The following is a 21,641-nucleotide window of genomic DNA, read 5'->3' on the forward strand; positions in this document are numbered from 1 at the left end:
TATAATGGCGATGTCGAGCCCGCTCGGCAAATCTGGTTGCGTGGCGTTCTCATAATACCGCCACGACTTCCATAATATCAGCTGGACTTCAACCGTAATGTCCTGATGACAGGCTCGGCAATCTTTGTCACTTTGCCGGCATGTCCGCTTCCGCCACCGCCTCCTCTTCCCTGTCGCGCCTGCTCCTGCGGGCGGGAGGCCGGCTGGCGGACATCATCCTGCCGCCGCGCTGCCTGAGCTGCCGGGAGACCACCGCCAGCCACGCCAATCTGTGCGTGGCCTGCTGGCAGCAATTGTCCCTGATCGAACGTCCCTATTGCGAGAGACTCGGCATTCCCTTCGTCTATGATCACGGCGAGGGCATGGTTTCGGCTCAGGCGATCGCCGACCCGCCCGCCTATGGCCGGGCCAGGGCCGCGGCCCGCTATGATGGCGCCGCCATCGAGCTGGTGCACCGGCTCAAATATGGCGACCGCGTCGAGATCGCGCCTTTCATGGGCCGGCTGATGGTCCAGGCCGGGCAGGATGTGCTCGCCGGCGCCGACATGCTGGTGCCGATACCGCTGCATCGCCTGCGCCTGTGGCGCCGGCGCTTCAACCAGGCCGCCTTGCTGGCGCGCGAGATCAGCACCCGCAGCAGCGTGGCCTATGAGCCCCTGCTGCTCGGCCGTTCCAGGCGCACGGCCCATCAGGTCGGCCTTAGCCGCAAGGAACGGGCCCGCAACGTGCAGGGTGCCTTTACGGTCTCGCCGGGCGCCCGGCCGGCGATAAAGGGCAAGCGCATCGTGCTGATCGACGATGTGCTCACCTCGGGCGCCACGGGCGAGGCGGCGGCGCGCACCTTGCTGCGGGCCGGCGCTGCCACTGTCGACATGCTGGTGTTCGCCCGGGTGGCGACGCCGATCGAGTAACCGAACGGGACTACCTGTCTTGAATCCGATACCGCAATCGCCCCCTCTCGCCTGGCCCGACAGCCGCGAGACCCTGCAGAGTTCCCTGCTCGAAGCCGGCCTCGCTCCAGCGAGTATCGCCCGGCTCGCCGAACAGGCCCGGCCGGCGCTGGTGCTGGAGACCACGCCTTGCGACGAAAGCCGGATTCCGCTCGGCGCCAGCAAGATCGGCGGTCTGCCCGACCTGCCTGACGGCATGGCCTGGCCAGAACGCCCGCCCTATGGCGATGCTGTCGAACGTGCCCAGATCCATCTCACCGAGGCCGATCGTCGGGCCAGCGAGGCCACGCGGCCGGGCTCGTCGCTGACGGCCGAGCACGCCCGCGAGGCCAGTCGCGAGCAGAGCGATCTTGCAGCGGCGGTCACATCGGCCTTTCCCCTGGCTTTCATCGCCCAGCTCGATCTGGCTTCCCTGTCGCTGACCCCCGGTTTTCCCGCGGCACTGCCACATCATGGTCGCCTGCTGCTGTTCTGCGACTATTGGGCGAAGCCGAAATCCTATGACCCCCATGCCGCGGCCGGGCTGCGCCTGATCTGGGACAAGACACCGCTCGAGCGTCTGGAGCGCAAGGCCGAACCCGCCGCCCTGGCGGCTCTGGCGCAGGAGCGATGGAGCAGCCGCTTCAAGCCGGCCGCCGTGGCGGCGCGCCCGGTCGTCACCGCCATCCCGCCGAGCGACAAGGGTTTCGACGCCTTCCCACATGGCGAGGAGGCTTCGACTTTCTGGGACGAGGACAGCGAGGAGATCCGCTACGAGACCTGGCTCGGCCGCTATGGCACGCCGGATGGCAGGGAGGGCGCCAATCACCAGCTCGGCGGCTGGCCGCGCCCCCTGCAGAACGGCATGCAGGCCCAAGCCCAACTGGCCTCGCACGGTATTTTCTGCGGCACGGGCGAAGCCTTTGCCAGCGCCGAGGCTCGCAGGCTGCTGCGCGCGGCGGATCGCTGGCGCCTGCTGCTGCAGATCGGCCGGGACGATGCCCTCGGCCTGCTGCCCTCAGGCGCGCTCTACATCCTCATGCGCGAGCACGACATGCGCATACGCGCCTTCGACCGGGCCTGGATGGTGTTCCAGAAGCAATAAGCAGGAACACAGCCATGCAGGCCGCCGCGCCCCTGCTTGTCGGCCTGCCGCAACTGCTTATAATGCCGATTGATTTTGGCTCCGTGCCTTCCCATCTGTGGGCGAGGTTGTTTGTGGATGGAATGAAGGCAATGCCGCCCGTCGTCGTGTATTCGAAATCCTGGTGTCCCTATTGCAAGGCGGCCAAGGCCCTGCTCACCCGCAGGGGCATTCCCTTCGAGGAGATCGACGTTGACGGCAAGCCTGAACTGCAGGAAGCCATGAGCCTGCGCGCCAATGGGCGCCGTACCGTGCCCCAGATCTTCATCGGGGAGACCCATGTCGGCGGCAGCGACGATCTTCATGATCTCGAAGCAGCCGGTGGCCTCGACAAACTTATCGCCGCCTGAGAGCACCAGAGCAAAGCGCGTTCACGACTGAACGCTTGTTTGCTCTAACTCTTTGTTTCGACGCATCTTTGCGATTCTTGGTGATTCCGCCAAATCGCAAAACACTATGGGGAGACGGATCCATGCGTTTCAAAGCCGCCGTTCTGCAGATGCGCTCGGGCTTGGTGCCATCGGACAATGTCGCAACCGTCGCCGCCGCCGCCCGCGAGGCCAAGGCCGCCGGAGCCGAGTATCTGCAGACACCCGAGATGACCACCGTGGTCAACCGCGACCGGGCGGCCATGATGGCCGCCATCGGCGACGAGCAGAGCAATCCCGAGCTCGACGCCTTTCGTGCGATCGCGCGCGATAACGGCCTGCATCTCCATATCGGCTCCATGGCCGTGCGTGTCGGCGACAAGGCTGCCAACCGCGCCTTCGTCATCGATCCCAAGGGCGAAGTGCTCGCCTCCTACGACAAGATCCATCTGTTCGACGTCGATCTTGCCGGCGGCGAATCCTGGCGCGAATCCAATGCCTATGTCGGCGGCGATCATGCGGTTACGGTCGACCTGCCCTTCGCGCGGCTGGGCTTGGGCATCTGCTACGACGTACGCTTTCCCCAGCTCTTCCGCGCCTATGGCGATGCCAGCGCCGACGTGATCAGCGCACCGGCCTGCTTCACCAAGCAGACGGGCGAAGCCCATTGGCATGTGCTGCAGCGCGCCCGCGCCATCGAAAACGGCGCGTGGATGATCTCCGCCGCCCAGGTCGGCCATCATGACGACGGCCGCGACACCTATGGCCATTCCGTCATCATCGATCCCTGGGGACGCGTGGTCGCCGATGCCGGCGACACGCTCGGGCTTGTTTATGGCGAGATCGACGTGCACGCCGTGGCGGCGACGCGCGGCAAGATCCCCAATCTCAAGAATGCGCGCTCCTTCACGGTGAAGACGGAACCGGCGCTGAGGGCTGCAGAGTGATTCGTTTTTCGCTCGTCTGCGACCAGGGTCACGAGTTCGAAAGCTGGTTTCGCGACAGTGCCGCCTATGACGACCAGGCCGAGCACGGACTGCTGAGCTGTGCCCATTGCGCCTCCACCAAGGTCGGCAAGGCCATTATGGCACCGCAGGTGGCCCGCAAGGACCGCGAAAGCGGGAACCCCGACACCAAAATTCGCGAAAACCTGCCGGCCTTGCCACAGCCGGTGGCTCTGACCTCTCCGGAGGAACAGGCTTTGCGTGCCAAGGTGCGCGAATTGCATGCCATGCTGACGGCGAAATCCGACTATGTCGGCGACAAGTTCGCCGCCGAAGCGCGCAAGATGCATGACGGCGAGAGCGAGCATCGCACCATCCATGGCGAGGCGACCGGCGAGGATGTCCGCAGCCTGCTCGAGGATGGCATCGACATCCTGCCTCTGCCCATGCTGCCGGACGATCGGAACTAGACGCGGATCGCAGCACCGGACCGCTCCCAATCAAGCACGGCAAGCCTTCTCCACACAGTGGGGAAGGCAGGTAGCGCCTCAATCATCGTGGGTCCGGCGTTCCTTGGGTCCGCCGCCCAATCCCGCCTTCCCTATCCGCCCGCTCGGCCCTACAGTCTCCCCAACGAAAAGGGAGGTCGATTGCGCATCCTGCTGGTCGAGGACGCCGAGGATCTGGGCGATGCCATGGTGGCGAGGCTGCGCAGCTCCGGCCATGCCGTGGAATGGCTGCGCGACGGCACGCTCGCCTCCGAGCGCCTGCGCGAGGAAACCTTCGACGCGGTGGTGCTCGACGTGATGCTGCCGGGCCGCGATGGCTTCGCCATCCTGTCCGATCTGCGCCGGGCCGGCCACGGCACCCCGGTGCTGGTGGTCACCGCCCGCTCGGAGGTCGACGACAAGATCAGCCTGCTCGACCTCGGCGCCGACGACTATCTGGTCAAACCCTTCGATCTGCGCGAATTCGAGGCGAGGCTCCGTGCGGTGATGCGGCGGCCGGCCGGCATGCGCGCGAGCACCATCGAGGTCGAGGCCCTGACGATCGACCTCGCGGCGCGCACGGTCGCGATCCAGGGCAAGCCCATCGATTGCGGGCGACGCGAATTCCGCCTGCTCGAAATTCTCGTCGCCAAGCTCGGCCAGGTGGCGCCGAAGGAACGGCTGATGGACCAGGTGTTCAGCCTGGACGACGAGGTCACGGTCAACGCCCTGGAACTGCTGGTCTCGCGGCTACGCCGCAAGCTGCAGGGTGCCGGCATCGAGATCGTGACGATGCGCGGCGCGGGTTATATGGCGCGGCGGCATGACGGTCCCTGATCCCGTCACGCCCGTGACCGTCGCATCCGCACCCGTCTCCCTGGCGACCACCGCGCGCGCAACCGCCTCGATCCGCCGCCGCGTGCTGGCCGCGGCCCTGCTGGTGCTCGCCATCGCCGCGCTCGCCTTCATCGTCTTCATCCATTCCTATGCCCGCCGTGCCGCCGACCAGGCCTATGACCGCCTCCTCACCGCCTCCGCGCTCACCATCGCCGGCGCCGTGCTGGTCGAGGAAGGCCGTGTCACCGTCGAACTGCCCTATGCGGCCCTCGCCATGCTCGGCTCGGGGGGCGACCGCATCTATTACCAGGTCGAGGCTCCCGATGGTGCCCTGGTCACCGGCTATGGCGATCTCGCCGAGGAATTGCCGGCCGTGCGCTCGGCTGAAACCGCCTTCGCCGATTCGCGCTATCACGGCGAACCCGTGCGCGTCGCCAGCATCGGCCGCCTGATCTCGGCCAGCAGCGCCGCCGGCTGGGTGACCATCCGGGTCGCCGAAACCCGCGGGGCACGTACCGCTCTCGCCTCGGAAATCGTCTCGCGGGCGGTGCTGCCGCTGATCGGCATCCTCGTGCTCGCCTTGGCCCTGGTCTGGTTCGGCGTGCAGCGGGCCTTCGCCCCGCTCACCACGGTGGAGGCGGCGCTGCGCGATCGCGCGCCGCAGGATCTTTCCCCTCTCACCGTGCCGGTACCGATAGAAGTCAGCCAGCTCGTCGCCGCCCTCAACGATTTCATGCGCCGCCTCGCCAGCGTGATGAACGCGCTGTCGGGCGTGGTCGCCGACGCCGCCCATCAGGTGCGCACCCCCCTCGCCTCCCTGCGCGCCCAGGCCGAAGTGGCGCTGGACGAAAGCGACTACCAGGCCCTGCACGAGCGTGTGTCCAAGATCCATCGCAACGCCGTGCATGCCAGCGAGCTCGTCAGCCAACTCCTGATGGAGGCGACGCTGACCCACCGGCTCGAGAGCCGCGAATCCGCCCTCATCCCCATCGCCGACATCGTCGAGGACGTCGCACGCCGCTTCGATCCGGACGAGACCGGGCGGCTCACCGTGACCGTCGCGCCCGCCCTGGCCGGCGCCCGTCTCATGGGCGACCGCCTCGCCTTGCAGGAAATGCTGCGCAACCTCGCCGGCAATGCCCTGCTCTATGCTCCTGATAGCGTGGTGGAGATCGTGGCTGATACGGCGCCGGGCGAACGCTTGCTCATCATGGTCCGCGACCACGGCCCGGGCATTCCCGATACCGAGAAGGACATCGTGCTCCAGCGTTTTCAGCGAGGGAAGAGCGGTGCCGGCACCGTGGGCTCGGGGCTCGGTCTGCCGATCGCCCGCACCGTGGTGCAGGCCCATGGCGGCAGCCTGTCATTGCATGACCGGCCCGGCGGCGGGCTGGAGGTCCGTCTCGAATTGCCGCTGGTGCCGGTACAGGTGAGAGGGCGCGCCGTCCTCAGACGCGGCATGGCGGCGCTCGCTCTGGCCCTCGGCATCGCCATCGGCGGCGGCTGGAACGACACGGCTCAGGCCGCGGCCAAGCTCTATCCGGCGCCGGTGCCCGGCGGGCCAACACTCTCGATCCTCGGCACCACCGACACGCCGCAGTTTGAATTGCTGATCCACGACTTCCAGGAACTGCGCCCCGACGTCAGCGTGCGCTATGAGGAGACCGACACGCTGCCACTCTATCAGCGCACGCTGGAGAGCCGGCTGGATATCGATGTCGATCTATTGGTTTCCTCGGCGGCCGATTTGCAGGTCAAGCTCGCCAATGACGGCCACGCCCTTGCCCATGCCTCGCCCTTGCTGCCGGCCCTACCGGCCTGGGCCAGTTGGCGTTCCGAAATCTTCGGCTTCACCTTCGAGCCAATCGTCATCGTCTACAACCGCACCCAGGTGCCCGACGGCCAGGCCCCGCACTCCCATCTGGCTCTCACCGAGCTCCTGGAGAAGGAGACAGAGCGCTTCCGCGGCAAGGTCGCGACCTACGACATCGGCCAGAGCGGGGTCGGCCATCTGCTGGCGGCGCAGGATGCCCAGATCTCCTCGAATTTCTGGCGCCTGACCCGCGCGCTCGGCCGGGCCGATGTCAAGCTCTCCGGCTCCAGCCCGGCCATCCTCGAGGGTGTCGCCTCGGGTTCCCTGGCGCTGGGCTACAATGTGCTGGGCTCCTACGCCTACGCACGCCAGCGCTTCGACAAGCGCATCGGCATCATCATTCCCGACGATTACGCCCTCATCCTCACCCGGGTGATGCTGGTGCCGCGCTGGGCCAACCAGCCCGATCTCGGGCGTGCCTTCATCGACTATGTCCTCTCCCCCCGGGGCCAGGCGGTGGTGGCCGGCCAGGCCGCCCTCGGCTCGATCGTGCCCGGCACGCCGGGCGGCTGGACGGCGGAACGCATCAGCGCCGCATCGCGCGGCGTGCTGCAGCCGATCACGCTCGGCCCGGCCCTGCTGGTGGCGCTCGATCAGGAGCGCAAGGCCCGTTTCCTGGCGACCTGGCGCCAACTCGTCACCGACGGCTCGCGCTGACAGGTCGCTGACAGGAATAGTTGCTATCGTCTCTGCAACCGGACCTTGCAAGGCCCGGAGCGAGACGTGGGACCAGGGGGGACGGCTGCTCATCGAGCGGCCCGTGGGCATGTATCCATTCCTCCTTTCCTACCGACACGATCATGACAAGGCGGCTGGCCCGCCAAAGCGTTCTGCGATTTGCCGCCGTGCTTCAAATCGCAAAGACGCGTCGAAAAAAAGCGTTGGAGCAAACAAGCGTTCAGCCATGAACGCGCTTGCTCAAGGAGGAAATGATGAAGAAACTCTTGCTTGCCTGCGCCACCGCGGGCGCCCTGGCTTTTTCCAGCCTCACAGCTCTTGCCCAGACGGCGGGATATGAGATCATGGCTCCGGCAGCGCCGGGCGGCGGCTGGGACCAAACCGCCCGCACCATGCAGATAGCGCTGCGCACCGAAAAGATCGCCCGCAACGTGCAGGTCAACAATGTCGCCGGCGCCGGCGGCACCATCGGCCTGTCCCAGTTCGTCAACCAGTCCAAGGGCAGCCCCTCCGCACTGATCGTCGGCGGCTATGTCATGGTCGGCGCCATCCTGACCAACAATTCCGCCGTCAGCCTCGCCGACGTCACGCCGATCGCCCGCCTCACCGGCGAGAGCGAAGCCATCGTCGTGCCGGCCTCCTCGCCGATCAAGACGCTGGGTGACCTGGTCGAGGCCCTGAAGAAGGATCCCGGCGCGGTATCCTGGGCCGGCGGCTCGGCAGGCGGCACCGACCACATCACTGCGGGCCTGTTCGCCAAGGCCGTGGGCGTCGATCCCTCCAAGATCAATTATGTCGCCTTCGCCGGCGGCGGCGAAGCCGTCGCGGCCGTGCTCAGCGAGCAGGTGACGGCCGGCATTTCCGGCTATGGCGAGTTCGAAAGCCAGATCAAGGGCGGTGCGCTGCGCCTCCTCGCCGTCTCCGGCACCAAGCGCATCGACGGCGTCGATGCCCCCACCTTCAAGGAAGCCGGCGTCGACGTTGCCCTGGAGAATTGGCGCATGGTCGCGGCCGCGCCCGGCATCACGCCCGAGCAGAAGGCCGCCATCACGGCCGATATCGAGAAGATGGTGAAGTCGAAGACCTGGCAGGACACGCTCAAGACCCGCGGCTGGACCGACACCTATCTGTCCGGTGATGCCTTCGACGCCGCGCTGAAGAGCGACATCGCCGCCACCGGCACGGTGCTCAAAGACATCGGCCTGGTCAAATGAGCAGCGCCGGGAGCAAGACGGAGCGCGGGCGTCCGCCCGGCTCCACCGTCGCCGGGCTGGTGATCGCAGCCAGCCTGGTGATATCAGCCGTCGTCATCGGCACGGACGCGGCCATGCTCAACACCAAGGTCGCCAGCGACCCGCTCGGGCCGGCTGCCTTCCCCTACGCCGTCGCGGCGGGATTACTCGTCCTCGCCGTCGCCACGCTGGTATCGGCCCTGCGCGGCAAGACGCCGGCGCCGGAGGAAAGCCAGGATTTCACGGCGGTCGCCTGGGTGATTGCCGGCCTGCTGGCGCAGATCCTGCTGATCGCGGTCAGTGCCGGCTTCTCGCTGGCCAGCGGCCTGTTGTTCGGGCTGGCCGCCCGCGGCTTCGGCAAGCCGCTCTGGCTGGCCTGCCTGGTCGGCGTGGTGCTGTCCTTCCTGACCTGGCTGGCTTTCTCGCAGCTCCTGCAATTGTCACTGCCGCAGGGACCGCTGGAACACGCCGTCTCCGCGCTCCTGAACAATTGATTCCAGGATCGGCCTCCCGGAGCAAAGCCCGTTTCAACGCGTAGGCGCCATAGCTCCACCTCTCATTGTTCCGGAATTCTTGTTGTTTCGACGTGGCTTTGCGGTTCCCGGCGATCTCGCCGGCTCGCACGACACTTCAGGCTAGGACCCTTCGATGCAGACATTCGGTCATCTGGTCGACGGATTGGCGGTCGCCCTGCAACCGTTCAACCTCATCTGCGCCTTCATCGGCGTCACGCTGGGCACGCTGATCGGCGTGCTGCCCGGCATCGGCCCGGCGCTGACTATCGCCCTGCTGCTGCCAGTGACCTTCCAGCTCGACCCTTCGGGCACCGGCGCGCTCATCATGTTCGCCGGCATCTACTATGGCGGCATGTATGGCGGCTCGACCACCTCGATCCTGCTCAACACGCCGGGCGAGAGTTCCTCGATGGTCACCGCCGTCGAAGGCAACAAGATGGCCAAGGCCGGGCGGGGTGGCCCCGCTCTGGCGACGGCTGCCATCGGCTCCTTCGTCGCCGGCCTGCTGGCGACGCTGGCCTTGGCCTTCATCGCGCCCTGGGTGGTCAAGTTCGCCCTGGCCTTCAAGTTCATCGACAAATTCGCCCTGATGGTGCTCGCTTTCGTCACGGTGTCGGCGGCGTTCGGCAATTCGGCGCTCAGGGGCCTGACCTCGCTGTTCATCGGCCTCGTCATCGGCCTGATCGGCAAGGATATCGTCAGCGGCCAGAACGGGCGCCTGACCATGGGCCTTGCCGATCTGCGCGGCGGCGTCGAGGTCACCATCCTCGCCGTCGCCCTGTTCGCCATCGGCGAGGCGCTGGCAGTGGCGGCCACCCACCAGCTCAGCACCGGCACGGTCGAGGCGATCAAAGGCTCGCTCTGGATGAGCAAAGAGGACTGGCGGCGTTCCTGGAAGCCCTGGCTGCGCGGCACCTTGTTCGGCTTTCCGATCGGAGCGATGCCGGCGGGCGGCGCGGAGATCGGCACCTTCCTCTCCTATGCCGCCGAGAAGCGCCTGGCGGAAAAGCCCGAGGAGTTCGGCCATGGCGCCATCGAGGGTGTCGCTGGACCGGAGGCTGCCAACAACGCCTCGGCCGCGGGCACGCTGGTGCCGTTGCTGACGCTCGGCCTGCCGACCTCGGCGACCGCCGCCGTCATGCTCGCCGGTTTCCAGCAATTCGGCCTGCAGCCGGGAGCCCAGCTCTTCACTTCCAATCCGCAGCTGGTCTGGGGTCTGATCGCCAGCCTGCTGGTCGCCAATTTCATGCTGCTGGCGCTGAACCTGCCGCTGGTCGGCCTGTGGGTGAAGCTGCTGTCCATCCCGCGCCCCTGGCTCTATGCCGGCATCCTGCTGTTCGCCACGCTCGGCACGCTGGCGTCCAATCCCTCGCCGGCCCAGCTTGCCATGCTGCTCGCCTTCGGCCTGATGGGCTACGGCCTCAGGCTCTACGACTATCCGATCGCGCCCGTGGTGGTGGGGCTGATCCTCGGGCCGCTGGCCGAAGAACAGCTTCGCAAGGCGCTCCAGCTTCATCAGGGTTTCTTCAGTTCGGCACCGGCAGTGATCCTCTTCGGCATCGCGGCCCTCGCTTTGGTCGTTCCCGCCTATATGCGCTGGCGCGGACGCGGCAAGGTCCTCACCCAGCTCGCCGCTTCCGAGGATTGAAATCACGTTCCGGCAGCCATGCCGGAACGTTACTTTTCTTTCATCTCGACTTGCAGTACACCACCCGCACCAGGCCGGGCCCCTCTGGCAGTTCCCAATGCGTTGAGTTCTGGGAACTGTGATGTCGGACTGGAGCAAACAGAGCGGTCCCGGCGCGTCGGCGTCCCCCTAGCGCCCCAGGCTTCCCTCCTGGCTCGAATCGGCACCGCTCTCCCGCACCGGAACGAGAGAGCCCTCCTCCATGCCTGATATTTTTGCCATCCTGTCGGAAGCCGTTTCGGTCTCCTCCATGGTTGCCCTCGGCCAGGTCATCCTGATCGACCTGGTCCTGGCCGGCGACAACGCAATCGTCATCGGCCTTGCCGCCGCCGGCCTTCCCAAGGAACAGCGCACCCGCGCCATCCTGATCGGCATCGCCGCCGCCACCGTGCTGCGCGTGTTCTTTGCCGCCATCACGACCCAGCTTCTCGCCATCGTCGGCCTGCTTCTCGCCGGCGGCATCCTGCTCCTGTGGGTGTGCTGGAAAATGTGGCGCGAACTGCGCACCAGCCACAGCGAGGAGGCTGCCGCCCAGCATGCCCTCGACGGTGAGAACGGCAATGGCGAGACCAATGGCACCCCACGCAAGAGCTTCGCCCAGGCTGCATGGCAGATCGTGATCGCCGACGTCTCGATGTCGCTCGACAACGTGCTGGCCGTTGCCGGCGCGGCGCGCGACCATCTGTGGGTGCTGATCTTCGGCCTGATCGTCTCGATCGCGCTGATGGGCATTGCCGCCAGCCTGATCGCCCGCCTGCTCCATCGTTATCGCTGGATCGCCTATATCGGCCTGATCGCCATCCTCTACGTCGCCGGCGACATGATCTATCGCGGCGTCCAGGAAGTCTGGCCCAAAGTTGCACCCCTGATGCAATAAGACAGGCAAGCACGAACGATCTACGATCGGACGCCAAAGGCCGGCAGCAATGCCGGCTTTTTGTGGCCAATCACGCCCCGGAACCTGGGCGATGATGAGCGCCCCTCATCAGGAAATCAGGCTCCAACACGCAATTCCCATTCCCGGTTGAGTGTTGGAGATACTTTCATATCCTATTGAAATATAAAGGATATTGAGAAAAATATCAAAATTGATCTCGGCCTTGAACCGTTTGCGTCCCCATTTCTTCTGAGGTACGTTCCCGAAAGATCGGGACAGGTAGAACCATGGCGCGGGCAACGGTGCACGATCTGGCAAGTGCGGCAGGCGTGAGCCTCGCTACCATCGACCGCGTGCTCAATCGCCGCGGCGGCGTACGGCCGGCGACGATCGAGAAGGTCGAGCAAGCCATGGCCCGGCTGAACTATCGCCGCGACATGGCGGCGGCCATGCTGGCCAAGCAGCAGGAATATCGCTTCGTCTTTCTCGTTCCCGTCGGCGTAAACACCTTCATGCGCAACCTGGCAAACGAGGCCACGCGCTTGTCCGAACTCAACGCCGCCGATCGCATCAACATCCGCATCATCGAGATCCCGCCCTTCGACGATGGCAAGCTCGCCGAAATCCTCAACGGGCTCGACAGCGCCGATACCTCTGGCGTGGCCGTGGTGGCCACCGAAAACGCCCAGGTGCGCCAGGCCATCGACCGCCTGGCCGAGCGCGGCATTCCGGTGGTGACGCTGGTGTCCGACGTGCCGGCCTCGCGTCGCTCCCACTTCGTCGGCATCGACAACAGCGCAGCCGGGCGCACCGCCGGCTCCCTGATGGGCCGTTTCCTGCGCGGCCGCTCGGGACGGATCGCCGTGCTTGCCGGCTCGATGCTGCTGCGCGACCATGTCGAGCGCCATTTCGGCTTCGAGCGCGTGCTGCGCACCGAATATCCCGATCTCGTCACCCTGCCGGTGATCGAAGGCCTCGACAATGGCGCCATCGTCGAGGAGGTGCTCGGCGCCCTGCTCGACCGCCATCCCGACGTCATCGGCCTCTACAGCCTCGGCGGCGGCAATCGCGGTGTGATCGCAGCCTTGAACAAGCGCCATGCCGGCGCTCGCATCTGCGTGATCGCCCATGAACTGACGACCCATTGCCGCGAGGCCCTGATCGACGGCACTTTCGACGCCATCCTCAACCAGGACCCCGGCCATGAAGCGCGCAGCGCCATGCGCGTGCTGCGCGCCCTCACCGACGGCCAGCCCATCGACCAAGGCCAGGAGCGCATCCGCATCGACATCTATCTCAGGGACAACCTGCCCTGAGGCCCGTCACGCCGCTCGCGAAAACACCATCATGAAGTTGACGTCGGTGTCGCGGCTGAGCCGCCATTCGTCCAGCAGCGGATTGTAGATCACGCCGCAGCGGTCGAGTTCGGCCAGACCTTCCGGCGTCACCGCGTCCTCGATCTCCGCCGGCGTGACGAACTTGTTCCAGTCATGCGTGCCACGCGGCACCCAGCCCAGCACCTTCTCCGCTGCGACGATGGCCAGCGCATAGGCCTTCATGGTGCGATTGAGAGTGGCGATGAAGAGGAGGCCTCCGGGTTTCACCAGGCCTGCGCATGTCTTCAGGAAGGCGGCGGGGTCGGTGACATGCTCGACGATCTCCATCGCCAATACCACGTCGAAGCGCTCACCGGCCGCTTCGAGATCCTCCGCCGCCAGGATGCGATAATCGATGGCGAGGCCCGATCGCGCGGCATGGACCCTGGCCATCTCGACATTGGTCGCGGCCATGTCGACGCCGACGACCTCGCCCCCGAGCTTGGCCAGCGGCTCGCTGAGCAGGCCGGCACCGCAGCCGATATCGGCGAGCTTGAGGCCCTTCAGACCGTCCAGGGCGACGGCGGAACGGCCGAAATGCCCAGCGATCTGATCCCGCACATAGCGCAGGCGCACCGGATTCAATCGGTGCAGCGCCCGCATGGTACCGCGCGGATTCCACCAATCGGCCGCCATCGCCTCGAAACGTTCGATCTCCTTGGGATCGACCGAAGAACCCGTGCCTGTTGCGCTCATTGCCTGTTTCCCGGAGTAAAGCGCGTTTGGACGGAAACGCTCGTTTGCTCCAGCTCCTTGTTTCCAAGCCAATCCAATGGATCGGCTAGAGCGTCCTGCGATTCCTACCGATTCCGTCAATTCGCAAGAGGCCGTTATCGCGATGGTGCGGAAACACCTAAATCGAGGCTCCGCGCCTGCCTCTGTGGCCCCGATCTGCCCCTAAGGCAACCTCATTAACAATGCGCCGTTCTCTTTCTCGATATTGTCATCGCAATTTGGCAATTTCCGTCGTGCCTGGACTTTGAGCGGCCTTAATTTCAGCTATGGTCACCAAGGCCGCATCGACCGGGCAAAGCCGGCCTTCCCAGGACGAGGATTTCTCGTCCTGGGAAGGCCGGCACGGTGTTCGGCTGATGTGGAATTTCCGAGCCCGTCGACGGGCGGGTTCGGAAATTCCACAGAGCGCCGCAAGCAAGCGGCGTAGCAAGAAGGGATGAACGAGATGGCGTGGCGCGATGATGAAGCCCGGGCGGCCCTGATCCACAAGGCAGCAAGGAGCCTTCAGCCAGGCAAGACACCCCCCACTTTCGCCGAGGTGCTCTTCGGCCGAACCACCCTCGAAGATCTCGCCACGCATGACGCCGCCTCGCTCGCCTTCCTGGCCGAGCAGGCCTGGGACCATGTGCAGCGCCGCACGCCCGGCCAAGCCGATATCCGCGTCGTCAATCCCGACATGCCCGACGGCCGCGAAATTTCGGTCATCGAGATCCTCAACGACAACATGCCCTTCTTGTTCGATTCCACCATGGCCGAGCTTTCGGAACGGGGAATCGAGGCACAATTGGTTGCCCATCCCATCATCGCGCTGGAGCGCGATGCCCAGGGCAAGCTCCTGCAGTTCTTCGGCGACGCCCTGCCGGAGGGCAGCAAGGGCGTGCGCGAGAGTCTCATCCACATCCATATCGCACGCATCGATTCGGATGCCGACCGGCAGAACCTGATCGACGGACTGACGCTGGTGTTCAACGACGTCGGGGCCTGCGTGAGAGACTGGCGCGCCATGCGTGACCGGGTGGAGCAGGCGATCGAATCCTTCCGCACCAACCCGCCGCCTCTGCCGGTCGACGAGATCGCCGAGGCAAACCAGCTCCTGCAATGGATCTGCTCCGACAACTTCACCTTCCTGGGCCTGCGCGAATACCGTTTCTCCACCGACAGCGACGCTTCCGACGAGGTCAGCGAGGGCGAAGGCCTCGGCATCCTCAGGGACCCCGAGGTCAAGATCCTGCGCCGCGGCACCGAACTGGTGGTGATGACGCCGGAAATCCGCGAATTCATGCGCGAGCCGACGATCCTGATCGTCACCAAGGCGAATGTGAACAGCCGCGTCCACCGCCGCGTGCGCATGGACTATATCGGCGTCAAGCTCTACACGCCGGACGGACGGGTCGAGGGCGAATTGCGTGTCGTCGGCCTGTTCACCTCGGCGGCCTATACGCGCTCCGTGCGCCAGATCCCCTATGTCCGCCACAAGGTCGCCCAGGTGCTGCAGCGCGCCGGGCTCGACCCGCAAAGCCACTCGGGCAAGGCAATCCTGCATATCCTCGAGGAATATCCGCGCGACGAGCTCGTTCAGGTCGATTCCGAGACGCTCTACAATTTCGCCATGGAGATCCTGCTGCTCTATGAGCGCCCGCGCCTGCGCGCGCTGGTGAGGGCCGACAAATTCGACCGCTTCGTCTCCATCCTCGTTTTCATTCCGCGCGAGAAATACGACACCGACGTGCGCATCGGCATCGGCAATTATCTGGCCAACGCCTATAAGGGCCGCCTTTCCGCGTCCTATGCCGCCTTCCCTGAAGGTCCGTTGGCACGCGTGCACTACATCATCGGCCGCTACGAGGGCGACACGCCCCTCATCGAACGCTCGGCGCTGGAAGCCGGTATCAATGCCATCGCTACCAATTGGGGAGACAAGCTCAAAGCGGCACTGACCGGCACCACCGACGGCATGCGCGCCCGCTTGCTCGGCAACCGCTATGCCAATGCCTTCACCGGCGGCTATCCCGAGACATTCTCCACCGCCCAGGCGATCGCCGATATCGGCGTGATCGAGAAACTGACGCCCGCCCGTCCCGTGGCGATCCTGGTCTATCGCCTGGAGGAGGACGACACGCCCACGCGCTGCGGCCTCAAGGTCTTCTCGCAGGGCGCGCCAATGTCGCTGTCCTATCGCGTGCCAGTGATCGAGAATCACGGCCTGCGCGTGGTCGACGAGCGTACCTACGAGATCACGCCATCAGCCAAGCCGGCCCCGGCTCCGGTCTGGCTCCACGACATGACGGTGGAGACCAATGACGGCGAGCCGATCCCGCCCGGCATCGACTTCCAGCACCGCCTTGAGGCCTCGATCATGGCGGTGGTCGGCGACTACGCCGAATCCGACGGCTACAACGCCCTGATCCTGCGTACATCGCTGGGCTGGCGCGAGATCTCGGCCATCCGGGCCCTGTCGCGCTATCTGCGCCAGATCCGCGCGCCCTTCAGCCAGGACTATATGTGGGAGACGGCGCGCAAGAACCCGCGGATCACCGCCAGCATCGTCGCCCTGTTCCGCGCCCGCCACGACCCGCGGCTGACGGCCACCGATGCCGAACGCGCCGCACACGAAACCGAGATCGTCGGCGAAATCGAGGAGCAACTGCAGTCTGTCTCCTCGCTCGACGAGGATCGCATCCTGCGTCGCTTCACCAATCTGGTGCAGGCGATCATGCGCACCAATCTCTGGCAGGTCGGCCCTGACGGCCAGCCCCGGCCGGTGATCAGCTTCAAGTTCGAATGCCGCAAGGTCGAGGGCCTGCCCGCTCCCAGGCCCCTTTACGAGATCTTCGTTTATTCGCCGCGGGTGGAGGGCATCCATCTGCGCTTCGGCAAGGTGGCGCGCGGCGGCCTGCGCTGGTCGGACCGCCCCCAGGATTTCCGCACCGAGATCCTCGGGCTGGTCAAGGCACAGCAGGTCAAGAATGCGGTGATCGTGCCCGTCGGCGCCAAGGGCGGCTTCGTGCCCAAGCGCCTGCCGCCGCCGGCAAATCGCGATGCCTGGCTGGCCGAAGGCACGGAAGCCTATCGCATCTTCATCCGCTCGCTGCTCGAACTCACGGACAATCTGGACGGCGACAATATCGTGCCGCCCGACAACACCGTGCGCCATGACGGCGACGACCCCTATCTGGTGGTCGCGGCCGACAAGGGCACCGCCACCTTCTCGGACACGGCCAACGCCATCTCCCTCGAGAAGCACCATTGGCTGGGCGACGCCTTCGCTTCGGGCGGCAGCCAGGGCTATGACCACAAGAAGATGGGCATCACCGCCCGCGGCGCCTGGGAGGCCGTGAAGCGGCATTTCCGCGAGCTCGGTACCGATATCCAGGTGGAGCCCTTCACGGCCGTCGGCGTCGGCGACATGTCGGGCGACGTCTTCGGCAACGGCATGCTGCTGTCGCCAGCCACCAAGGTGGTCGCCGCCTTCGACCATCGCGACATCTTCATCGATCCCTCGCCCGATCCGGTCACCAGCCATGCCGAGCGGCTTCGCATGTTCAACCTGCCGCGCTCGAGCTGGCAGGATTACGACAAGTCGCTGATCTCCAAGGGCGGCGGCGTGTTCTCGCGTTCGCTCAAGGCCATCCCGCTTTCCGCCGAAATGCGCGCTCTGCTGGATCTCGACAAGGCCGAGGCGACGCCCACCGAGGTGATGACGGCGATCCTCAAGGCCCGCGCCGACCTGCTCTGGTTCGGCGGCATCGGCACCTATATCCGCGCTGCCAGCGAGACCGACGACCAGGTCGGCGATCGCGCCAACGATCCCATCCGCATCACCGGCGCCGATGTCAGGGCTCGGGTGATCGGCGAGGGCGCTAATCTCGGCGCCACCCAGCGCGGCCGCATCGAGGCGGCGCAGAAGGGCATCAAGCTCAACACCGACGCGATCGACAATTCCGCCGGCGTGAACACCTCGGACGTCGAGGTGAACATCAAGATTGCCCTGGCCCGGCCCGAGCGCGACCAGCGCCTGACGCAGGCCGATCGCAACATCCTGCTCGCTGCCATGACCGACGAGGTCGGCACGCTGGTGCTGCGCAACAACTATCTGCAGACGCTCACGCTCTCGCTCTCCGAACGCAAGGGCGTGACCGAGACCGGCTTCCTCACCCGCCTGATGCAGTCGCTCGAACAGCGCGGCCTGCTCGACCGCGCGGTGGAATTCCTGCCCGACGACGTCGCCATCGCCGAACGCACCCGCCGCGGCCAGGCGCTGACGCGGCCGGAGCTCGCCGTGCTGCTCGCCTATGCCAAGCTGACGCTCTATGATGACCTGCTCGCCACGAGCGTGCCTGATGACCCTTATCTCGCCCGCGAACTGACGGTCTATTTCCCGCCCGAGATACAGAACAAGTTCCCCGACGCCGTCGAAAACCATCGGCTGCGGCGGGAGATCATCGCCACCAATCTCGCCAATGGCATCATCAATCGCGGCGGTCCCGCCAGCGTGGTGCGCCTCAGCGACGAGACCGATGCCGACGTCACTGCCATCGCCATGGCCTTCGCCGCCGTGGATGAATCCTATGGCCTGCGCTATCTCTACGATGCCATCGATGCCCTGGATAACCGCATCGACGGGCAGCTCCAGCTCAGCCTCTACGCCTTCCTGCAGGATCTCCTGCTCTCGCGCGTGGTGTGGTTCGTGCGCAACGTCGATTTCACGCCGGGGCTGGAAGCCGTAATCGCTCGTTTCGGCGCCGGTGTCTACGAGATCGCCGTCGGGCTCGACAGCTCCCTGCCCGAAGCAATGCAGGCGGCCCGCGTCAAGCGCGCCCGCGAATTGGTCGAGGGCGGCGTGCCCGAAGACCTCGCCGGCCGGATGGCCAATCTCGATCCCCTGGTCTCGGCGCCCGACATCGTCCTGGTGGCGGGCCGCACCGGCCGGGCCATCGGCGAAACCGCGGCCACCTTCTATGCGGCGGAGGCCAATTTCCAGCTCGACCGCATCGTCGCAGCCGCGCGCGCCGTGCCCGCCAACGATTATTTCGAGCGCCTGGCCATCGACCGGGCGATCGAACAGATCGCGGCGGCCGAGCGGCGCCTGGTCGCCGACATGCTGGCGACCGGCCAGTCCGGCCAGGCGGCCACGCAGGCCTGGCTTGAGGCCCATCCGGAAGCTGCACGCATCCGCAAATCGGTGGAAGAAATCGCGGCTGGTGGCCTGACCCTGGCCAAGCTCACCGTGGCCGCCAATATGCTGGGCGATCTCGTCAGGGAGTGACGAAGGCACGGTTTGAGAGCCAGTTGGCACTTGGATATTGCCGACTGCTCTCCACCGAGTTTAGTTCGGGCCTTCCTAGAGCAGCAGGATCACGGAGGTGTTTTTCGGCGCCTCGAGCCTGACGGTCAGCCGGCGCGGTAGAGGGCAACCGTGGCATGTACGCCGCGTGCGACGTGCCGGCTGATATCCTCCAGGTGGCGGCATAGACATAGCCAGACCCGCGCAGAGCCTATTGGCGGACGATGCCGTTTCTGCCCGATCCGGGTTTCGTCTACCGGATCTCGGTCGGCTTGGCTTTCGAGCCGATATCCCTCAGCCCGTCCGCAGCGTCCGGATAAAGCGCAGCGGATGCTTGGATTTGTTTAAGATTCCGCCAGGCGCGGCGCAATGTCATGGCGCCTCGAGACAAACAACGCCAACGCCACCAACGCCACGCAGCCATGAACCCAATAAGCTAAACCATAGCCGCCAAAATCGGTGAGCCAACCGGCAACGACGTTGCTGAGTGAAGCCCCGATGCCCTGCACGGTCATGACGGCAGCAAGACCGACATTGAAGCGGCCGGTACCAGAGAGAATGCGTTCTGCGGCGATGGGCGTGGCAATACCGATCAGGCCGGCCCCCACGCCGTCGAGAAACTGTACGGGAAAGACGAAAGCAAAGGATGGGAAAGTTCCCGCAATCGCACCGCGGATCGGCAAGGCTGCTAAGGCAAGGATGAATGCGGTGGCCAAGCCGAACCGTCTAATCAGCCAGGGTGCCATCAACGCCATGCCGATCATCGATAGTTGGGAAACACCCGTCGTGATTGCGGTGGTCCTGAAGGGGGTGCCGAGTTGAATGGAGAAAGCCTGGGCAATCAGGCGGCTGATGGGTGCGTTCCCAAAATGAAAGATCATCAACACCAGGCTGAGCAAGATCAGGCCCTTGCTGCTGGCCAGCACTGAAAATCCGGAAGGTGCCTCCGATCCCTCGTGATGCGCCAGCCCGCGCGCGACCTGATGGTCGATCAGCTTCGGATCGATGGCCAGGGTCGCGGCAATCGTGGCAAAGGCGGCAAACAGCATGAGCCCGATGACGCCTTGGAGGCCGAACAGAAGCGTTCCCGCATAAATCGCCGCCAGGGAGGCAACGTTCCCCGTGTGGTTCCAGAACTCGTTTCGGGACACCTGACGGGGAAATCGTTCTTCCCCGACAAGCCCAAGCGTCAGGCCCATGAGCGCGGGGCCAATGATCGCGCCGACGACGGCCGTCGCGGATTGTCCCCCGAAGACCGAAAAGCCATTGGGGGTGGCCAGCGTCCATAGAGCCATCATCGTCACGAGGATAACGGGCAGGATGATCAATGTACGCTTGTAGGCTGATGCATCGACAAGCGCACCGAACAGAGGCGTTGTCATCATTCCCAACACGCCGCCGATCGTCGCGATCACACCGAGCGTGAATGGCTCCCACCCGCGCGTTGCGAGAAATCCGTCGAGAAAGGGCCCCAAGCCATCGCGAGCATCGGCGAGGAAAAAGTTCAAGATCGACAGGGCAATGAGGGAGTGACGAAACTCGGAGGAGGGAGTGGACGTCACGGCGGCTCCTGGAATCAAGTCTTTCAACAACGCGCCGTACAGAGAGCCAGGCGAGGAGACGAGGGGATTGCGCCAGCCCACCTCGTGCTTGGCAAATATAGGATCGGAGAGGCATACGAAATGCAATCGCTTTCGAATCCGCCTCGAGATGAGGCGGCGCGTTTCGAAGAACGGATATCCCCTCCGTCTCTTTCCTGCCTCACCGACGCGTTCTCTCATCGCGCCAGGTGATGCAGCACGATGCCGCTGGTGGTGGCGACATTGAGGGAGTCGAAGCCACCCCTCATCTCGATGCGGATGGTTCGCAGCCGGCTGAGAACACGTTCGGGCAGGCCCGGCCCTTCCGCGCCGAACAGCACGGCCTGCCGCCCGGCGGGCTCGATGTCAGCGAGGCGCTCCCTGCCGGCGGGGCTGGTGGCCAGCACCTCGAAGCCAGCCGCCAGCAGGGCGTTGCAGAGATCACCGATATCACCCGCCTGGGCGAAGGGCGTGAGCAGCGCCGCACCGGCCGAAACCCGGATGGCCTTGCGATAGAGCGGGTCGCAGGAGGCACCGTCGATCAGCACGCCATCGAGACCGAAAGCAGCGGCATTGCGGAAGATGCCGCCCATGTTGTCATGATTGGCGATGGCGGAAAGACCGACGAACAGGGCCGTCTCCGGCGCCGAAGACAGCAGTGTGTCGACCGCGAGCCCCTCGCCCCTCAATCCTATCGCCAGGATGCCGCGATGCATGGGAAAGCCGGCAATGCTGTCGAGAACAGCGCGTGAGGCGATGTAGACGGGGATCCCCGCCGGCACCTGCGCAAGAAGGCCGGCCAGCGGCTCGGCTCGATTCTCCGCGATCAGGATGGATTCGATGGCAAAGCGTCCCAGGGTAAGCGCGGTGTGCAGCACCACTTCACCTTCGATGACGAAACGCCCGCCCCGGCCCTTGAGGTCGCGCTCGCGAATGTCGCGATAGGCCTCGATACGGGAATCGGAGGGATCGTCGATGGCAAGAAGCATAGGCTGGCATCCGAAGAAACAGTATGGCTGGGACCGGACGGGACGTCCGCCGTCCCAGCCATGGCGTCTTATCCGGATAGACGCATGCGACTGATGAAAAGCAAG

16 protein-coding genes are annotated in these 21,641 nt (G+C 65.4%); 13 read left to right on the forward strand and 3 right to left on the reverse strand.

The window, feature by feature from the left end:
* Nucleotides 1-140 precede the first annotated feature (140 nt).
* From AB4037_RS21760 to AB4037_RS21815, 12 genes are all read left to right on the forward strand, one after another.
* On the forward strand, nt 141-911 hold the full coding sequence (locus tag AB4037_RS21760; RefSeq protein ID WP_434959294.1) for a ComF family protein: 771 nt from the start codon (nt 141-143) through the stop codon (nt 909-911).
* Nucleotides 912-930: 19 nt separating this feature from the next.
* On the forward strand, nt 931-2,034 hold the full coding sequence (locus tag AB4037_RS21765) for a DUF1963 domain-containing protein (RefSeq protein WP_441772917.1): 1,104 nt from the start codon (nt 931-933) through the stop codon (nt 2,032-2,034).
* Between the two features lie 131 nt (nt 2,035-2,165).
* Nucleotides 2,166-2,423, forward strand: a complete 258-nt coding sequence (gene grxC / locus AB4037_RS21770) for a glutaredoxin 3 (protein WP_434959292.1) — start codon at nt 2,166-2,168, stop codon at nt 2,421-2,423.
* Between the two features lie 122 nt (nt 2,424-2,545).
* Nucleotides 2,546-3,388 carry a carbon-nitrogen hydrolase family protein gene (locus AB4037_RS21775; RefSeq protein ID WP_322433494.1) on the forward strand — a complete coding sequence of 281 codons (843 nt, stop codon included), beginning with the start codon at nt 2,546-2,548 and terminating at the stop codon, nt 3,386-3,388.
* Nucleotides 3,385-3,855, forward strand: coding sequence for a DUF1178 family protein (locus AB4037_RS21780; protein WP_434959291.1), 471 nt, complete (start codon nt 3,385-3,387; stop codon nt 3,853-3,855). Before AB4037_RS21775 ends, AB4037_RS21780 begins: the two co-directional genes overlap by 4 nt.
* 180 nt (nt 3,856-4,035) lie before the next feature.
* The gene (locus AB4037_RS21785) at nt 4,036-4,710 is read left to right on the forward strand and encodes a response regulator transcription factor (protein ID WP_434959290.1); all 675 of its coding nucleotides are present in this window, start codon (nt 4,036-4,038) and stop codon (nt 4,708-4,710) included.
* The gene (locus AB4037_RS21790; RefSeq protein WP_441772918.1) at nt 4,697-7,240 is read left to right on the forward strand and encodes a sensor histidine kinase; all 2,544 of its coding nucleotides are present in this window, start codon (nt 4,697-4,699) and stop codon (nt 7,238-7,240) included. The genes AB4037_RS21785 and AB4037_RS21790 overlap by 14 nt, the downstream gene beginning before the upstream one ends.
* A 275-nt stretch (nt 7,241-7,515) precedes the next feature.
* Entirely contained in the window at nt 7,516-8,475 is a 960-nt protein-coding gene (locus AB4037_RS21795; RefSeq protein WP_441772919.1) for a Bug family tripartite tricarboxylate transporter substrate binding protein, read from the forward strand.
* On the forward strand, nt 8,472-8,987 hold the full coding sequence (locus AB4037_RS21800) for a tripartite tricarboxylate transporter TctB family protein (RefSeq protein WP_441772920.1): 516 nt from the start codon (nt 8,472-8,474) through the stop codon (nt 8,985-8,987). Before AB4037_RS21795 ends, AB4037_RS21800 begins: the two co-directional genes overlap by 4 nt.
* 154 nt (nt 8,988-9,141) lie before the next feature.
* A complete protein-coding gene (locus AB4037_RS21805) occupies nt 9,142-10,656 on the forward strand; it encodes a tripartite tricarboxylate transporter permease (protein ID WP_441772921.1) in 1,515 nt (504 codons plus the stop codon).
* Between the two features lie 241 nt (nt 10,657-10,897).
* Nucleotides 10,898-11,572 (forward strand): TerC family protein, encoded by a 675-nt coding sequence (locus tag AB4037_RS21810; protein ID WP_434959286.1) that lies wholly within the window; start codon nt 10,898-10,900, stop codon nt 11,570-11,572.
* A 287-nt stretch (nt 11,573-11,859) separates the two neighbouring features.
* Nucleotides 11,860-12,888 carry a LacI family DNA-binding transcriptional regulator gene (locus AB4037_RS21815; RefSeq protein WP_441772922.1) on the forward strand — a complete coding sequence of 343 codons (1,029 nt, stop codon included), beginning with the start codon at nt 11,860-11,862 and terminating at the stop codon, nt 12,886-12,888.
* Between the two features lie 6 nt (nt 12,889-12,894).
* Here AB4037_RS21815 and ubiG read toward each other — a convergent pair whose 3' ends face one another.
* Nucleotides 12,895-13,644, reverse strand: a complete 750-nt coding sequence (gene ubiG, locus AB4037_RS21820) for a bifunctional 2-polyprenyl-6-hydroxyphenol methylase/3-demethylubiquinol 3-O-methyltransferase UbiG (protein ID WP_434959284.1) — start codon at nt 13,642-13,644, stop codon at nt 12,895-12,897.
* Between the two features lie 484 nt (nt 13,645-14,128).
* Between ubiG and AB4037_RS21825 the strand changes: the two genes are divergently transcribed.
* Entirely contained in the window at nt 14,129-18,949 is a 4,821-nt protein-coding gene (locus AB4037_RS21825; RefSeq protein WP_441772923.1) for an NAD-glutamate dehydrogenase, read from the forward strand.
* 362 nt (nt 18,950-19,311) lie between these two features.
* Here AB4037_RS21825 and AB4037_RS21830 read toward each other — a convergent pair whose 3' ends face one another.
* Entirely contained in the window at nt 19,312-20,529 is a 1,218-nt protein-coding gene (locus AB4037_RS21830; RefSeq protein WP_441772924.1) for an MFS transporter, read from the reverse strand.
* Nucleotides 20,530-20,744: 215 nt separating this feature from the next.
* A complete protein-coding gene (locus AB4037_RS21835; protein ID WP_441772925.1) occupies nt 20,745-21,536 on the reverse strand; it encodes a TrmH family RNA methyltransferase in 792 nt (263 codons plus the stop codon).
* Nucleotides 21,537-21,641 lie beyond the last annotated feature (105 nt).

It is taken from the genome of Labrys sp. KB_33_2 (assembly GCF_052114505.1).
In the GTDB taxonomy this organism is placed as follows: Bacteria; Pseudomonadota; Alphaproteobacteria; order Rhizobiales; family Labraceae; genus Labrys.

Excerpts from the sequence above, each read along its gene's own strand:
- AB4037_RS21760 (WP_434959294.1), top strand. The coding sequence starts at position 141 with ATGTCCGCTTCCGCCACCGCCTCCTCTTCCCTGTCGCGCCTGCTCCTG.
- grxC (WP_434959292.1), top strand. The coding sequence starts at position 2,166 with ATGCCGCCCGTCGTCGTGTATTCGAAATCCTGGTGTCCCTATTGCAAG.
- AB4037_RS21775 (WP_322433494.1), top strand. The coding sequence starts at position 2,546 with ATGCGTTTCAAAGCCGCCGTTCTGCAGATGCGCTCGGGCTTGGTGCCA.
- AB4037_RS21790 (WP_441772918.1), top strand. The coding sequence starts at position 4,697 with ATGACGGTCCCTGATCCCGTCACGCCCGTGACCGTCGCATCCGCACCC.
- AB4037_RS21795 (WP_441772919.1), top strand. The coding sequence starts at position 7,516 with ATGAAGAAACTCTTGCTTGCCTGCGCCACCGCGGGCGCCCTGGCTTTT.
- AB4037_RS21800 (WP_441772920.1), top strand. The coding sequence starts at position 8,472 with ATGAGCAGCGCCGGGAGCAAGACGGAGCGCGGGCGTCCGCCCGGCTCC.
- AB4037_RS21805 (WP_441772921.1), top strand. The coding sequence starts at position 9,142 with ATGCAGACATTCGGTCATCTGGTCGACGGATTGGCGGTCGCCCTGCAA.
- AB4037_RS21810 (WP_434959286.1), top strand. The coding sequence starts at position 10,898 with ATGCCTGATATTTTTGCCATCCTGTCGGAAGCCGTTTCGGTCTCCTCC.
- AB4037_RS21815 (WP_441772922.1), top strand. The coding sequence starts at position 11,860 with ATGGCGCGGGCAACGGTGCACGATCTGGCAAGTGCGGCAGGCGTGAGC.
- ubiG (WP_434959284.1), bottom strand. The coding sequence starts at position 13,644 with ATGAGCGCAACAGGCACGGGTTCTTCGGTCGATCCCAAGGAGATCGAA.
- AB4037_RS21825 (WP_441772923.1), top strand. The coding sequence starts at position 14,129 with ATGGCGTGGCGCGATGATGAAGCCCGGGCGGCCCTGATCCACAAGGCA.
- AB4037_RS21835 (WP_441772925.1), bottom strand. The coding sequence starts at position 21,536 with ATGCTTCTTGCCATCGACGATCCCTCCGATTCCCGTATCGAGGCCTAT.